Below are 14,789 nucleotides of genomic sequence, written 5' to 3'. Positions count from 1 at the left end.
GATATAGGGTAAACCCCTAATAAACAAATTCACTGTTGCTAGAAACGGTACAAACGTCGCGAAAGCTTATTGGAAGCTCGGCGATAAAGCCGATGCCCGCGCTACCTCGCCTCCGCCTTCGCTCGACGACAACCCCTCGCCGCCATTTCTGCCGCCCGTCACTTGCCGGTCGCTTCTCGGACTCACGCCGAACCGCGCGCGATACGTCCGCGAAAAATGCGAAGGCGACTCGAATCCGCATGCGACGCAAATCGATGTGATCGACATGTCGGTCTGTTGCAGCAACTCGCGCGCACGGGTGAGGCGCAGTTGCAAGTAGAAATGCGTCGGCGTGTCCTTCAGCGACGCGCAGAACAGCCGCTCCAGCTGCCGCCGCGTCACGCTGATCTCTCCGGCGAGTTGGTCGGGCGTGAGCGGCTCTTCCATATGCTGCTCCATGGCACCGATCACCTGAATCAGCTTGCGGTTATGCACGCCGTAGCGCGCCGCAATTTCCATGCGCTGATGGTCCGAACGCTGACGGATCCGGCTCACCACAAACTGTTCCGATACCGCCAAGGCCAACGCCGCGCCATGCTTGCGGCCGATCAGGTCGAGCATCATGTCGATCGAAGCAGTGCCGCCCGCACACGTGATGCGCCGCGCGCCGATTTCGAACAGTTCCTGACTGGCGTTCAGCGAGGCATAGCGCTCGCGAAACGCCGACAGCGCTTCCCAATGGATGGTCACGCTATCCGCGCCGCTGAGGAGCCCGGCTTCCGCGAGGATGAAGCTGCCCGTGTCGATGCCGCCGAGCGTCGCGCCGGCGCGCTCGAGCCGCTTCAGGCAGTCGCCGAGCACGCGCGTATAGCAGGCGAGTGGCTCGAAGCCCGCGACGACGAACACCGTCTGCGCCTCGCGGACGTCGGCGAATGCCGCCTCCGCGTTGATCGAAATGCCGTTGCTGGCCACGACCGGTGCGCCGTCGAGACTCAGAATGCGCCAGCGGTAGAGATCGCCGCGAAAGCGGTTCGCCACGCGCAACGGCTCGACCGCCGACATGAAGCCGATCGCCGAAAAGCCCGGCAGCAGCAGGAACGACATATCTTCGGGCATCTGGCACAGACTCGATCAGGAACACAAACCGCAAACGGACGCGGGATTCCGGGCGAGCGTAGCAAGCAGCGCGCAAGCCGGCAAGGCGCACCAAAATACGCCGCGCATATCACTGCTGCACTGCAATGCGGACGATGCTGGTTTTCCCTCGTTGTCGCGTGGAAGCAAGAACGGGTCGCTGACGGTCGCTTTGGCGGGAATATGGGGCATTAACGTTACGTCAGTTACGTCATTCGTGCAGTTCAGGCATCACTCAAGCAGTATCGCTGCAGGTCCGGGAGCCGCTCTGCTGTTCCAGCTGCGGCCCGAATTAAAACACGCTGTTCAACGTGTCCGAAGGGGAACGTCATGAAGTTACGCGTCAAATCCTTGCTTGCCCATTTTGCCTGTCTGGCGGCCGTCGTGGCTGCATCGCCGGTGCTCGCACAGGATCCCGCCGCCTGCCGCTCGGTGCATTTTGCCGACATTGGCTGGACAGACATCACCTCGACCACGGCGCTCGCATCGACCGTATTCGAGGGACTCGGCTATCAACCGGTGACGACCGTGGCCTCGGTGCCGATTTCGTTCGCCGGCCTGAAGAGCAAACAACTCGACGTGTCGCTTGGCTACTGGTGGCCCGTGCAAGAGAAGGCGATTGCACCGTTCGTCGATTCGAAATCGATCCAGGTGCTGCAACCGCCTAACCTGACCGGCGCTAAAGCGACCTTCGCCGTGCCGAGTTACGAATATGACGCCGGCCTCAAGACATTCGCCGACATCGCCAAACATCGCGATGAACTCGACGGCAAGATCTATGGCATCGAACCTGGCAGCAGCGCGAATGCGGCGATTCAGAAAATGATCGCCAACAACCAGTTTGGCCTCGGCGGTTTCAAGCTGATCGAATCAAGTGAAGCGGGCATGCTGGTTTCGGTGGATCGCGCCATCCGCGCGAAAAAATGGGTGGTGTTTCTCGGCTGGGAACCGCATCCGATGAACATCCAGATCGATATGAAATACCTCACCGGCAGCGACGGCGTATTCGGCCCGAACGACGGCGAGGCACGCGTTTATACGCTGACGTCCCCCGACTTTCTGACGCGTTGCCCGAACGCGGGCAAGCTCGTGAGCAATCTGCGCTTCTCGACGCAACTTGAGAACGTGGTGATGCAATCGGTAATGAACAAGGAAAAGCCCGCCGATGCCGCCAAAGCGTATCTGAAGAAGAACCCGCAAGTACTGGACGCGTGGCTCGCAGGCGTGAAGACCTATGACGGCAAGGACGGCTTGCCCGCGGTGAAAGCCTATCTTGGGCTTTGATGCGGTCGGCTTAGACGCGGTCGGCTTTGCATCCATCCAGTTGCGCATTTCAATCCACAGGAACTAGCACGCATGAATCATGAAATCATCGTGACCTGCGCGGTCACCGGCGCGGGCGATACGGTCGGCAGGCATCCGGCCATTCCCGTCACGCCCAAGCAGATCGCCGAAGCCGCTATCGAAGCCGCGAAAGCCGGCGCCACTGTGGCGCATTGTCATGTGCGCGATCCGAAGACCGGCCGCGGCAGCCGCGATCCGCAGTTGTATCGCGAGGTCGTCGACCGGATCCGCTCGTCGGGCACCGACGTCATCATCAATCTGACGGCGGGCATGGGCGGCGATCTCGAGATCGGTCCCGGCGAAGACCCGATGCGCTTCGGCGCGGGAACGGACCTCGTCGGCGGTTTGACGCGGCTCGCGCACGTCGAGGAACTGCTGCCGGAAATCTGCACGCTCGATTGCGGCACGCTCAATTTCGGCGACGGCGACTACATCTATGTATCGACGCCCGCGCAATTGCGCGCCGGCGCGCAGCGTATCCAGGAACTCGGCGTGAAGCCGGAACTGGAAATCTTCGATACCGGCCATCTATGGTTCGCGAAGCAATTGCTCGCGGAAGGCCTGCTCGACGCGCCGCCACTGTTTCAGATCTGCCTCGGCATTCCATGGGGTGCACCGGCCGATACCACGACGATGAAAGCCATGGCCGACAACCTGCCGCCTGGCGCGCAATGGGCCGGTTTCGGCATCGGCCGCATGCAGATGCCGATGGTCGCGCAGGCGATGCTCCTCGGCGGCCACGTACGTGTTGGCCTCGAAGACAACATCTGGCTCGACAAAGGTGTGCATGCAACGAACGGCACGCTCGTGCAACGCGCGGTCGAGATCATCGAACGGCTAGGCGGACGGGCTCTGACACCCGCCGAAGGCCGCCGCAAACTCGGCTTGCCCGCACGTGGCGAGCGGCAGTTGGAGCGGCGTGCGGCTGGACAGTACGCTTAACTATTTGGCGTATCCGGTGCGCTTGATAGCGCACGCTTTGGAACCTGAGAACTCATCGGTAAAAGGAAACATCAGCAATGGCAGTGATCGTCGATATCAAAACTTTTGCGGCAATCGGCGTGGGCGTGATCGGCAGCGGCTGGATAGCGCGCGCGCTCGCGCATGGGCTCGACGTCGTCGCGTGGGACCCCGCTCCCGGCGCGGAAAAGCAGTTGCGCGAGAACATCGCGAATGCGTGGCCGGCCTTGGAGCGCGTCGGTCTCGCCGAGGGCGCTTCTCCCGACAGGTTGCGTTTCGTCGATACGATCGAAGCCTGCGTCGAACACGCGGATTTCATTCAGGAAAGCGCGCCCGAACGCGAAGAATTGAAGCTCGCGCTGCACGAACAGATCAGTCGTGCGGCGAAAGCGGATGCGATCATCGCTTCGTCCACTTCAGGCCTGCTGCCAAGCGATTTCTACGCACGGGCGGTGAACCCGCAGCGTTGCATCGTCGGGCATCCGTTCAACCCGGTGTATCTGCTGCCGCTCGTCGAAGTGCTTGGCGGCGAACGCACAGCACCGGCAACCATCGACGCCGCGATGCAGATTTATCGTTCGCTGTCGATGCGACCGCTTCTCGTGCGCAAGGAAGTACCCGGTTTTATCGCCGACCGCTTGCTCGAAGCGCTGTGGCGCGAGGCGCTGCATCTGGTCAACGAAGGCGTGGCAACCACGGGCGAAATCGACGACGCCATCCGTTTCGGCGCCGGCATCCGCTGGTCGTTCATGGGCACGTTCCTGACGTACACGCTGGCGGGCGGCGATGCGGGCATGCGCCACTTCATGCAGCAGTTTGGACCGGCGTTGGAGCTGCCGTGGACTAAACTGGTAGCGCCGCAACTCACTGACGAACTGATCGATCGCGTTGTGGATGGGACATCTGAACAGGTCGGACCGCGCTCGATCAAGCAGCTTGAACGCTATCGCGACGACTGCATTACGAGTGTGCTGGCGGCGATTGGAGAGGCCAAGGCGCGGCATGGCCTGCTTCCCACTGAGTGAGTGATTCCGTTGCGTGCCGAAAGACGCACTGTGGCGCAAGCCCAGTGCGTTCCCGCAGCGGCCGGTGCGGCCCAAACTGACCAAGGAGATCATTGCAAATGCCGGATCCCGCTTCGCTGCCCTGCTATCGCGATACCGTGCGTGCTGAGTGGGTCGATTACAACGGCCACTTGCGCGACGCGTTCTACATGCTGATTTTTAGCTTCGCGACTGATGCATTGATTGACGAAATCGGCTTGCCTGATCCGGTGCGCAAAGAACGTGGCCGCTCGATCTACACGCTCGAAGCGCATATCAACTACCTGCATGAAATCAAGGAAGGCGCGTTGGTTCGCGCCGACATGCGCGTGCTTGGGCATGACGCGAAGCGGCTGCATCTTTACCTCGAGATGTTTGCCGATGATGGCGTCGAGCCGGTGGCCGCGGGCGAACAGATGCTGCTGCACGTCGATACCGGTGGCCCGCGCGCAATTGCTTTCGACCCCGACGTCGCGGCGCGCGTTCGAGCATTGGCGCAAGCGCATGCTGTGTTGCCGACGGCCAGCTTCGCGGGCCGCGTGATCGGATTGCCGCGCAAAACGCCGCCGGGTGAAAGTTAAGGGAGCGAGCATGCTTGAACCGGAAATCACCGCGTTCATCGAACGGACCGCTGCCATCTATGCAGGACATTCGACTGCCTTGCCACCGAGCGAGCAGCGCGTGATTTATGAGCGCTATGCGGCTGCACTCACGCCGCCTTTACCGGCTGACGTGATAACCGAAGACGCTGTATTCCGGGCGAGCGCCGGGCATCCGGTCCGGCTGCGGCTGTATCGGAATCGTAGAAAGCCGGGCGGGACATCCGGTGGCACCGTCCTGTACTTTCATGGTGGCGGCTTCGTGCTCGGTTCATTAGAGAGTCATCAGATCGTGACGGCGCGTATTGCCGCGGATACCGGTCTCGATGTGATCGCGGTCGATTACCGGCTTGCGCCTGAACACCGCGCGCCGGCCGCTCATGACGATTGTCTGGAGGTCACGCTCGCGACATTGGAAGGCCGCCTGCCGTTTGATTCGCCAGTCCAGAACGCGTTGCAATTGGCCGGAGATAGTGCCGGCGCCACGCTCGCTGCCAGCGTCGCGATGCAGCTACGTGACGACGGTGTTCAGGGCGTACGCGGACTTGCATTGGTTTATCCGATGCTCGGTACCGAGCCACAGATGCCCGCGCGCGAAAGCGAAGCGCACGCACCCATGCTGACGCTTGCGGATGTCCTTGCGTTTCGGGACCTGTACTGGGGAAAACGCGAGGACGAAGACGCGCGCTATCCCGCGTGGACGATTCCGCTCGACGCGGCGCGCTTCGATGGACTCCCGCCCACACTTGCCATCGGCGTTGAACACGATCCGCTACGGGACGACGCGAGGGTATTTGCCGAACGCGTTAATGCGGCCGGCGGACAGGCCCGGTTGTGGATTGGAACCGGGCTCGTACACGGTTGCTGGCGTGCGCTCGAATCGAGTCCCGGTGTAAAGACGTTGCATCACACGGTCTGCGAGTTTCTAGACGCGAATTGAATTCACGCCTCACGTCTGTGCCGCTCCCCCACTCCGCTTGAACGAACTGGCAAAGAAGAGTACCTGGTATTGAACCGCATTCGCCCAGTACTTCCACGTATGCCCGCCAGGCCGCTCCGCATAATCGTGCGGCACCCCCAACTCGACAAGCCGCGCATGCAGCATCCGGTTCGACTGAACAAGCGAGTCATTCACCCCGCAGTCGATCGTCAGTGCAATATGCGCGTTTGCCAGACTACGGGCGTTCTCAACGATTGCCTCGTTGTTCCAGAAGTCGGCGTGACGAGTGGGATCTCCGAACACCTGATCGATTCCCGGCTCGTCTTCGCACCCGCGCGGATCGACGGCTCCGCTAATACTTCCCGCGGCGCCGAATTCGTCCGGCCGGTCCAGCGCGATATGCAACGCTCCGAACCCGCCCATACTCAAGCCTGTAATCGCGCGCGCCTGGCGCGTCGCAATGGTGCGGAAATGCGTGTCGATATAGCCGACGACTTCTGTACCGACATAGGTTTCATAACGGCTGTGCGAATCGACAGGGCTGTCGATATACCAGCTTTCATGACCACCATCCGGCATCACGAGGATCACGTGATAGCGATCGGCGAGTTTTCCGATGTGCGAATTCGCGGTCCAGTCGGTGTAGTCGCCACCTGAGCCGTGCAGCAAGTAGACGACGGGGAAACGATCGGCTGCTTTGCCGTGCGCGTATTGATCAGGCAGCACCACAGTCGCCCCGAGCGACTTATGCATGGCCGCGCTGGGAATGGTGACGACCCTGGACTGAAACGCCCAGACCGGGGTCGTGAACAACAGCGTCAGAACGAGCCAGAAGGCACGATTCATTTTCATGGTTTGTCGCTCTCCCCCTTTCTACGTGTCCAAAGAACACTGTCTGGCATCCGGCGGCAAATTCTGATGACGACTCTAACAACGGCGACTTACAACCAAATTTCAGCGAAGCATACGATCTCGTCAGCTTGGCGCCGCGCCAGGGGGCACCTGGACCGGCCCAAACGGAACACCTATTCAACGCCCACGCCCAGCGCACGCGAAAGCAGAGGCGGCAACGCATCTATTCAATATGTGCTGAAAAGCCGATCCGATCCGGTACAACCTCAGGCCGCAATGTAAGCGCCGGGATCTCATACGCCCCAGCGTTCTGCGGGCGAAACGGGATCGGCGCACTTGTCCAAAGATCATCGAGACGTTGCCCGAGCACGTCGCAAACCTCCGAGTACCTTGCTTCGTCGACCCGGCTGGTCCGATGGATAACGAACGGTGGCAGCACGTCGAAGCCGGGGTAATACAGAACGCCATGCTGAATAGGGAACAACACGTCGTCGATCGGCCCGTTGATCCCCCGCTGGCTGTAATGAGACTCCCATCCGCCGGTCGTCACGATCAGCATTGCCCGCTTGCCTGCCATCGTGCCTTCCCCGTAACGGTCACCCCAGCGCGCGTCGGAGTGCTCTCCTACGCCATACGCGAAGCCATACGCATAGACGCGCTCCACCCAGCCTTTCAGGATCGCAGGCATCGAGAACCACCACAGCGGGAACTGCAGAATCACTGCATCCGCCCACTTCAGCTTCTCCTGTTCGAGTGCGATGTCCGGACTTTGCCGGCCGTCCCTGAAAGCACGCTTCGAGTCGAGAGAGGGATCGAAACGCGCGCCGGCCTGGCTATCCAGGTTGTCGTTTGCATCGAGCGAGGCTTTCCAGTTCATTGCATACAGATCGGATACCTGCACGACGTGCCCGGCATCTTCGAGACGCATTACCGAAAAGTTCTTAAGGGACCCGTTCAACGACCGGGGTTCCGGGTGTGCATAGACGAGAAGAACATTCATGACCTGACCTCCATTGCGAGAAAGAAACACAATGGGTTTCCATCCGGTATATTGGAAATGAATTACCAATATGTCAGGTATAGCCATGAATAATCTCAGAAGACTGGACCTCAACCTGCTGGTGACGCTCGATGTTCTGCTGTCCGAACACAATGTGACCCGTGCTGCCGAACGTTTGAACTTCTCTCAACCCTCGGTGAGCGTGCATCTTGCCAAGCTGCGCGATGTCTTTGGCGACCCCTTGTTGCTGCCGGGGCCACGAGGTATGCGGCCCACCGCAAGGGCCGAAGAATTGCGCGAACCTTTGCGCCAGGCGCTCGATGCACTTGAGAACGCGGTGGCGCCGGCCAGTCCCTTTAATCCGGCCGAAGCGAACCATACGTGGCGCGTGGCCGCTACCGACTACGCCGAATCGACGATCCTGCTGCCCACGCTCGCCGGTTTGCGCGCGGCGGCGCCCGGCACCCGGCTCGCGATCGTGGAAGCTGTGCCGCCACGCATCGCGAGGCAAGCGGAACAGGGCGACATCGATCTGGCATTTCACACCAGCGAAGGCGCGCCGCCCGAATTGCGCGGGCGCGTGCTTTTCAAGGAACGATATGTGCTGGCAGGCCGCGCGGATCACCCGCGCCTGAAGCGGCGGCCAACGCTTGCGCAGTTCTGCAAACTGGAGCACGTGATCGTCTCGCCGGATGGCGGCGGATTTAGCGGCGTGACGGATGACGCGCTGGCCGAGGCAGGTCTCACGCGCAGGGTCGTGCTCTCGGTTCCGCACTTCCTGTTCATGATGTCAGTTCTCGCGAACACCGACCTCGTGGCGATGCTGCCTGCGCGGTTGGTGCGCGGCAACAGCGCGCTCAGGGTCGTCGAGGCGCCGGTTGAAGTGCCGGGTTACGAAATGACGATGCTCTGGCATGAACGCTCTCATCGCGACCCGGCGCATCAATGGCTGCGAGTATGCATCGTGGACTCGGTGGCGACCTGAAAACGCGTGGTCACCGCGTGGTCACCGCAAGTTCAATTGACGCGCCGCCCTTCAACCGGATATCCAGGATCGGTATAGCCCAGCGTGGAAGCATGACCCGGTGCAACGAGGCTATCCACCAGTTTCTCGTCCTCCGGTCCGAGCTGCAATTTCAAAGCATCGACGTAGCTGTCCCACTGCGCTTCGGTACGCGGCCCGGCGATGGTACTGCTAACGAGCCGGTTCTTGAGAACCCACGCCAGCGCGAATGCAATCGAAGTCGTGCCGCGCTCTGCCGCATGTGCGGCGATCGTCTGCGCGATCCCGAGCGACTCCGGCCGCCACTCGGTCTGCTGGATTCGCTTATCGCCGCGACCTACTCGCGAATCGGCCGGGGGCGTTGCATCGACCGCATATTTGCCGCTGAGCACTCCGCGTGCGAGCGGGCTGTACGAGACGACACCCAGACCGTAGTGATGCGCCGCGGGCAACTGTTCGACTTCCGCCGTGCGGTCGACGATGTTGTAAAGCGGCTCGCTCGCGACCGGCCGATCGATGCCGATCTGGTCGGCAAGACGCGCGATTTCGGCAATGCGCCAGCCCTTGAAGTTGGATACGCCAAAGTAGCGGATCTTCCCCTGACGGATCAGATCGGCAATGGCGCGCACGCCCTCTTCCATCAGCGCATCGGTCAGCGCCCGGTGAAAGTAAAGAATGTCGATGTAGTCGGTGCCGAGCCGCTTCAGGCTCGCTTCAACAGACTGGATGATCCACTTGCGCGACTGGCCTTGTTCGTTCGGACCTTGTGCGGTCGGAAAACCGAACTTCGTCGCCACGACCCAGTTGTCCCGGCGTTCTGCAATGGCGCGCCCAACGATTTCTTCCGAACGGCCCGCGTGATAGACGTCAGCCGTATCGATGAAATTGACGCCCTGGTCGTAGGCTTTTTCGACGATCCGCTTCGAGCTCGCCTCGTCAGTCTCGCCGCCGAACATCATGGCGCCGAGACACAAAGGTGAAACCTTCAGGGCACTGCGGCCGAGATACCGATAATCCATTGTGTGTGCTCCGCTCAGGCCACGCCTGAGATAGAAATTGTTGGAGGATTCAAGCCGGCCGGTGAGGCGTCGCGGCTTTCGAAAACTCGCCTCGCGATCGGCAGCGCCGTGCTGGCCGTCGGCCAGCCGGAGTAAAAAGCAAGGTGAGTGATCAACTCGATCAATTCGTCACGCGATACCCCGTTATCGAGTGCCTTGCCGATATGAAACGGAAGTTCATTGCTGCGGTAAAGGGCGACGAGGCTTGCGACAGTAATCAGACTACGGTCGCGCGGCGAGAGCCCAGGGCGCGCCCACACGTCGCCGAACAGCACCTTGTCGGTGTAGTCCGCGAGTGCGGGTGCGATATCGCCAAAAGCCTTGCGTGCAGCGGTGGGTTCGGTGGGTTCGGTGGGTTCAATCGCCATGAAGTTATCTCCGACTCAAATCCAGATCACGATCCGCCGGACGAACGCCGCGCGCCCATGCCAGCTAAATCGCCTACGACGCTCAATTTACCGGCTGCGCAGGCAGGTGACTAGACGGTAGAATCGGCAAACACCTATGAGCGGAATTCATGAATGGCACGCGAAAACCTGAACGATCTGCTTGCATTCCTCGCGGTCGCGCGCGAGCGCAGCTTTACCAAAGCCGCGGCAAAACTGGGCGTATCGCAGTCGGCGCTGAGCCACACCATTCGTGGGCTGGAATCGAGGCTCGATATCCGTCTGCTGACCCGGACAACGCGAAGCGTCGCGCCTACGCCGGCCGGCGAGCGACTGCTTGCTACCGTGGGCCCGCGGTTCGATGAGATCGACGAAGAAATCGCGGCATTGAGCGAGCTTCGGGATAAGCCTGCCGGCACCATCCGCATAACGACCGACGAACACGCGGCGAACTCGATCCTTCAACCAAAGCTGACACAACTTCTGTCCGAGTATCCGGACATCAAGGTCGAGGTCATCGTCGATCTTGGCTTGACCGATATCGTCGCGCAGCAATATGACGTTGGCGTACGTCTCGGCGATCAGGTGGCGAAAGACATGATCGCGGTACGCATTGCGCCTGACATGCGCATGGCGGTCGTCGGCGCGCCCTCCTACTTCGCCAAACGTCCGCGGCCCAGAACGCCGCAGAACCTGACCGATCACAACTGCATCAATCTTAGGCTACCGACCCACGGAGGCCTCTATGCCTGGGAGTTCGAAAAGTCTGGTCACGAACTGAAAGTGCGCGTGGAAGGCCAGCTCGTGTTCAACGGAACAAACCAGATGCTCAATGCCGCGCTAGCCGGTTGCGGACTGGCCTATGTTCCGGAAGATCTGGCGCGACCGTATATCGCCGACGGGCAGCTCAAGCAGGTTCTCAAGGACTGGAGCCCGATCTTTCCGGGCTACCACCTTTATTACCCGAGCCGCCGTCAGTCTTCGCGAGCGCTGGCTGTGCTGGTCGATGCGCTGCGCTACCGGGCTAGCCCGGTAGCGCGAATACATCGATAGCATCGAGCCGACACGAGTGCCGTGCGCAATTCCCTACGCAAGATCACGCCGCGCCGATCGCATCCAGTTCAGCGCGCACCTCGTCGCTCAGGCTCAAGTGTGCGGCCTGCATGTTTTCACGCAGATGCCCAAGCGACGACGTGCCCGGAATCAGCAGAATGTTAGGCGCGCGATACAGGAGCCAGGCGAGCGCTACCTGCATCGGCGTCGCGCCGATCGTTTGCGCGACCGTGGAGAGCGCTGACGACTGGATCGGCGTGAATCCGCCCAGCGGGAAGAACGGGACATACGCGATCCCCTTCTCTGCCAGTGTATCGACCAGCGCATCGTCTTCCCGATGAACCAGGTTGTACTGATTCTGCACGCAGACGATCTGTGCGATGCCCTGTGCCTCGGCGATCTGGGCCGCGGTCACATTGCTCAAACCGATATGACGAACCAGCCCGCGCTGTTGAAGTTCGGCAAGCGCCACGACCTGCTTTTCAATCGACCCTTCGGCAGGAGCGTGCACGCGGCCCATGATCCGCATGTTGACGACGTCGAGCGCGTCGACCCCGAGATTGCGAAGGTTGTCGTGAACGCCGCGCTCGATATCTTCCGGCTCGCCCGCCGGCAGCCATGAACCGTCGTTGCCACGGACCGCGCCAACCTTGGTGACGATCACGAGGTCATCTGCGTAAGGATGCAGTGCTTCGCGAATCAGCTGGTTGGTCATGTGCGGCCCGTAGAAATCGCTCGTATCGATGTGATTGACACCCGACGCCACCGCTTCGCGCAGTAGGGCGATCGCTGCGTCACGATCTTTCGGCGGCCCGAATACGCCGGGTCCGGCCAGTTGCATGGCGCCATAGCCCATGCGTCGCACGGGGTGGCCAGCCAGCGGAAATGTGTCGACGGGGGTGAAGTTCGACATAGCGCTCTCCTTGATGTGAGGGGTTGAGCGGCAGTATGACGGGGATTGCGTTGTTCGATAATCGGGCCTAAATTGCACGGGGTGTTAAACATTTTGAACAACGGCCATGGAATTCAACGATCTTGCCGCCTTCGTTTCGGTCGCTCGCGCTGGCGGCTTTCGCGACGCCGCGCGCATCAGCGGGGTCTCCGCCTCCAGTCTAAGCATTGCTGTGCGTCGTCTCGAGTCGAAGCTCGGGTTGCGCCTGCTCAACCGGACCACACGCAGCGTGGCCCCGACCGAAGCCGGACTGCGCCTGATCGAAAAGCTGACGCCGTTGTTCAGCGAGATGGAAGCCGCGCTGGATGTCCTGAACAGGTTCAGGGACAAACCGAGCGGCACGCTCAAACTCAACGTGCCGTCGAGCGCCGCGCGCATCGTGTTGCCGACCATCATCCCGCGGTTCCTGAAGGCCTATCCCGACATACGCGTGGAGGTGGTGTGGAGGATGGCTTCGTCGACGTGCTGTCGATCGGCTGCGACGCCGGCATTCGCTACGACGAGCGGCTCGAGCAGGACATGATCGCGATGCCGATCGGTCCGCGTGCGCAGCGTTTTGCTACGGCTGCGGCGCCGGAATATCTCGACATGCATGGCCGCCCCGAGCATCCGCGCGACCTGCTTTCTCATGCGTGCCTGCGTGGTCAATTTGCCGGCGGCGCTACGCCGACCTGGTATTTCGAGCGTGACGGCGAGGTGGTCCAGCTGAATCCGTCGGGACCGCTCCTCGTGAGGCCCGGTGCTGCAATCGACCTCGCAGTCAGCACAGCAGTCGCGGGTGTGGGCGTGATTCACCTGTTCGAGGACATGCTGCGCCCGCATCTGGATAGCGGCACGCTTGAGCCGATCCTGGAGCCGTGGTGGCAGCGCTTTCCGGGGCCCTTTCTTTACTACCCGGGCCGCCGTCATTTGCCGGCACCGTTGCGCGTATTTGTGGATTTCCTGAAGACTGGCGGTTAAGCACGCAGTCGGTGTCGACGGATGCTTGCCAAGGCGCAGGCATCCGTCATTGCAAGTCACGTCACGCGAGTTCGATCAGAACGCGTGACGCATCCCCACGGTAACCGCCACTTGCGAGTTCGACGACGAAGGCGAAAGCGTGTTGATCATGGCATGCGAGAGCACGGAATCCGCAGGTGCGCCATGCACGTTCTGATATACACCTTCAAGGTAGAAGTCGGTGCGCTTGCTGATCGAATAATCGGCCTGGAGCATCCCCGTATTCCATCCCGGCGACGAACCGTTATAAGCGCCATGCGTGTACGTATACGCACCCGATAGGGTCAACGCAGGGGTCAGCGCATACTTGACGTTTGCTTCGTAGTTGTCGAGGCGCAGCGACCCACTCAGGCTTCCGGCGGAAGAGTCGCCCGCACCGAGGTAAGTGCCGGTTCCGAAGGAGAAGACGCCCGACGCATTGTCGAGTTGCGTATGGCTCCAGACCAGGCCGACGGTAGCCGGGCCAAACGTATAGTTACCCCCCAGCGACCAGATGCGCTGGCGTTGTGCGAGAAAGTTCGCACTGGTATCGCCCGTGGTAACGGCACCGCCCGCGCTGCCTGCGTTGTTGAATTGCAGGTATCCGGCGGCAAGATTGACAGGCCCTTCCGAATAGGAAACGCCAAAGCCATATGAGCGGTTGTTCGCGAAGCTGCCCGCCGTGTTGCTGAAGGCATACATCGCTTCGAACGTGACGCCGCGGTACGTCGGGCTCGTGTATTTGACCGTGTTGTTCACAACAACCGAATTGCCGGCAAGATTGTCGTTTTCGAACGGATGCGCGGCCATGTTGCCGCCCCACGTATTGAACTCCGCCGTGAGCGGTCCGACAAGGTCGTTCATCACGTCAAACTGGCGGCCGAACGTCAAGGTGCCGTACGGATCGCTTTGCAAACCGACCCACGCCTGAGAACCGAAACCGTCGCCGGAGAAAGCCTGGGCGCCGTTATTCAGAAGGAAGCCCTGCTCCAGTTTGAAGACCGCATGCAAGCCGCCACCGAGATCTTCCGAGCCCTTGAGGCCGAAGACCGTGTTTTGCGTCGAACTGGTTACTTCCTGCCAGTTGCTATGTCCGCCCTGATTGTTCGTGTAGATCAATCCCGCATCGATAAGGCCGTAGAGCGTCACGCTGCTTTGCGCATGCGCCGAGATAGCAAAGGCGCCGGCAAGCGCGACCACGAATAAAGATTTTTTCATACCTGTTGGCTCCGTGATTGGGCGGTGATGGATGTGATCGATTGTGTGCATTCGATACCCGCAGGCGAGCGCAGTGATCACCAACGCGACTGACGGATAAACGGGCAACGCATTCATACGCCGGTGCCGCGCGAATTGCGGAAACGTTCGAATTCGCTAGCTGATTACTGCGTGTAGTGCGTTTCAATGACAGGCCAATGGCGCGTACTGACTGCAGCATGGGTTGCAATCAAGTCACGCAGGCGTGTCCTGCAAGTGCCGCTGAAAATGAACAGTGCGATCATATGACG

Annotated in this window: 14 protein-coding genes and 1 pseudogene; 8 read left to right on the top strand and 7 right to left on the bottom strand. The window is 60.9% G+C overall.

Annotated elements, in window-relative coordinates:
- Positions 1-66 precede the first annotated feature (66 nt).
- The gene (locus tag B0G76_RS22155; RefSeq protein WP_259460672.1) at positions 67-1,095 is read right to left on the bottom strand and encodes a GlxA family transcriptional regulator; all 1,029 of its coding nucleotides are present in this window, start codon (positions 1,093-1,095) and stop codon (positions 67-69) included.
- Between the two features lie 348 nt (positions 1,096-1,443).
- Between B0G76_RS22155 and B0G76_RS22150 the strand changes: the two genes are divergently transcribed.
- The 5 genes from B0G76_RS22150 to B0G76_RS22130 all read left to right on the top strand — a co-directional run bounded on the left by B0G76_RS22150 (position 1,444) and on the right by B0G76_RS22130 (position 5,999).
- Complete coding sequence (locus B0G76_RS22150) at positions 1,444-2,397, top strand: choline ABC transporter substrate-binding protein (RefSeq protein ID WP_120294445.1); 954 nt, start codon at positions 1,444-1,446, stop codon at positions 2,395-2,397.
- A gap of 72 nt (positions 2,398-2,469) precedes the next feature.
- The gene (locus B0G76_RS22145; protein WP_120294444.1) at positions 2,470-3,399 is read left to right on the top strand and encodes a 3-keto-5-aminohexanoate cleavage protein; all 930 of its coding nucleotides are present in this window, start codon (positions 2,470-2,472) and stop codon (positions 3,397-3,399) included.
- A 77-nt stretch (positions 3,400-3,476) separates the two neighbouring features.
- Positions 3,477-4,442: an L-carnitine dehydrogenase gene (locus B0G76_RS22140; RefSeq protein ID WP_120294443.1), complete on the top strand. Its 966-nt coding sequence runs from the start codon at positions 3,477-3,479 to the stop codon at positions 4,440-4,442.
- Positions 4,443-4,540: 98 nt separating this feature from the next.
- A complete protein-coding gene (locus tag B0G76_RS22135; RefSeq protein ID WP_120294442.1) occupies positions 4,541-5,041 on the top strand; it encodes a thioesterase family protein in 501 nt (166 codons plus the stop codon).
- Positions 5,042-5,051: 10 nt separating this feature from the next.
- A complete protein-coding gene (locus B0G76_RS22130; RefSeq protein ID WP_120294441.1) occupies positions 5,052-5,999 on the top strand; it encodes an alpha/beta hydrolase in 948 nt (315 codons plus the stop codon).
- 9 nt (positions 6,000-6,008) lie between these two features.
- Here the strand turns inward: B0G76_RS22130 and B0G76_RS22125 are convergent, their stop codons facing one another.
- Both B0G76_RS22125 and B0G76_RS22120 read right to left on the bottom strand, forming a co-directional pair.
- Positions 6,009-6,851: an alpha/beta hydrolase family protein gene (locus B0G76_RS22125; RefSeq protein WP_120294440.1), complete on the bottom strand. Its 843-nt coding sequence runs from the start codon at positions 6,849-6,851 to the stop codon at positions 6,009-6,011.
- A gap of 223 nt (positions 6,852-7,074) precedes the next feature.
- Positions 7,075-7,851, bottom strand: a complete 777-nt coding sequence (locus B0G76_RS22120; protein WP_120294439.1) for an NAD(P)H-dependent oxidoreductase — start codon at positions 7,849-7,851, stop codon at positions 7,075-7,077.
- 70 nt (positions 7,852-7,921) lie between these two features.
- Here B0G76_RS22120 and B0G76_RS22115 point away from each other — a divergent pair, with 70 nt between their 5' ends.
- Positions 7,922-8,836, top strand: coding sequence for a LysR family transcriptional regulator (locus tag B0G76_RS22115; protein WP_120294438.1), 915 nt, complete (start codon positions 7,922-7,924; stop codon positions 8,834-8,836).
- A 32-nt stretch (positions 8,837-8,868) separates the two neighbouring features.
- Here B0G76_RS22115 and B0G76_RS22110 read toward each other — a convergent pair whose 3' ends face one another.
- Together B0G76_RS22110 and B0G76_RS22105 are read right to left on the bottom strand one after the other, a co-directional pair.
- A complete protein-coding gene (locus tag B0G76_RS22110) occupies positions 8,869-9,873 on the bottom strand; it encodes an aldo/keto reductase (protein ID WP_120294437.1) in 1,005 nt (334 codons plus the stop codon).
- Positions 9,874-9,887: 14 nt separating this feature from the next.
- Positions 9,888-10,280, bottom strand: a complete 393-nt coding sequence (locus tag B0G76_RS22105) for a carboxymuconolactone decarboxylase family protein (protein ID WP_120294436.1) — start codon at positions 10,278-10,280, stop codon at positions 9,888-9,890.
- A 153-nt stretch (positions 10,281-10,433) separates the two neighbouring features.
- On the opposite strand from B0G76_RS22105, the gene B0G76_RS22100 reads away from it, so the two are divergent.
- A complete protein-coding gene (locus tag B0G76_RS22100) occupies positions 10,434-11,351 on the top strand; it encodes a LysR family transcriptional regulator (protein ID WP_120294435.1) in 918 nt (305 codons plus the stop codon).
- Between the two features lie 43 nt (positions 11,352-11,394).
- On the opposite strand, the gene B0G76_RS22095 is transcribed toward B0G76_RS22100, so the two are convergent.
- The gene (locus B0G76_RS22095) at positions 11,395-12,264 is read right to left on the bottom strand and encodes an aldo/keto reductase family oxidoreductase (RefSeq protein ID WP_120294434.1); all 870 of its coding nucleotides are present in this window, start codon (positions 12,262-12,264) and stop codon (positions 11,395-11,397) included.
- Between the two features lie 106 nt (positions 12,265-12,370).
- Between B0G76_RS22095 and B0G76_RS22090 the strand changes: the two are divergent.
- Positions 12,371-13,263 (top strand): annotated as a pseudogene (locus tag B0G76_RS22090) (LysR family transcriptional regulator).
- A 75-nt stretch (positions 13,264-13,338) separates the two neighbouring features.
- On the opposite strand, the gene B0G76_RS22085 reads toward B0G76_RS22090, so the two are convergent.
- On the bottom strand, positions 13,339-14,499 hold the full coding sequence (locus B0G76_RS22085) for a porin (RefSeq protein WP_120296669.1): 1,161 nt from the start codon (positions 14,497-14,499) through the stop codon (positions 13,339-13,341).
- Positions 14,500-14,789: the final 290 nt, after the last annotated feature.

The sequence above is a fragment of the Paraburkholderia sp. BL23I1N1 genome (genome assembly GCF_003610295.1).
Classification (GTDB): Bacteria; Pseudomonadota; Gammaproteobacteria; order Burkholderiales; family Burkholderiaceae; genus Paraburkholderia.
Note: the sequence above shows the minus strand (reverse complement) of the source record. Positions and strands in the feature narration are given on the sequence as shown.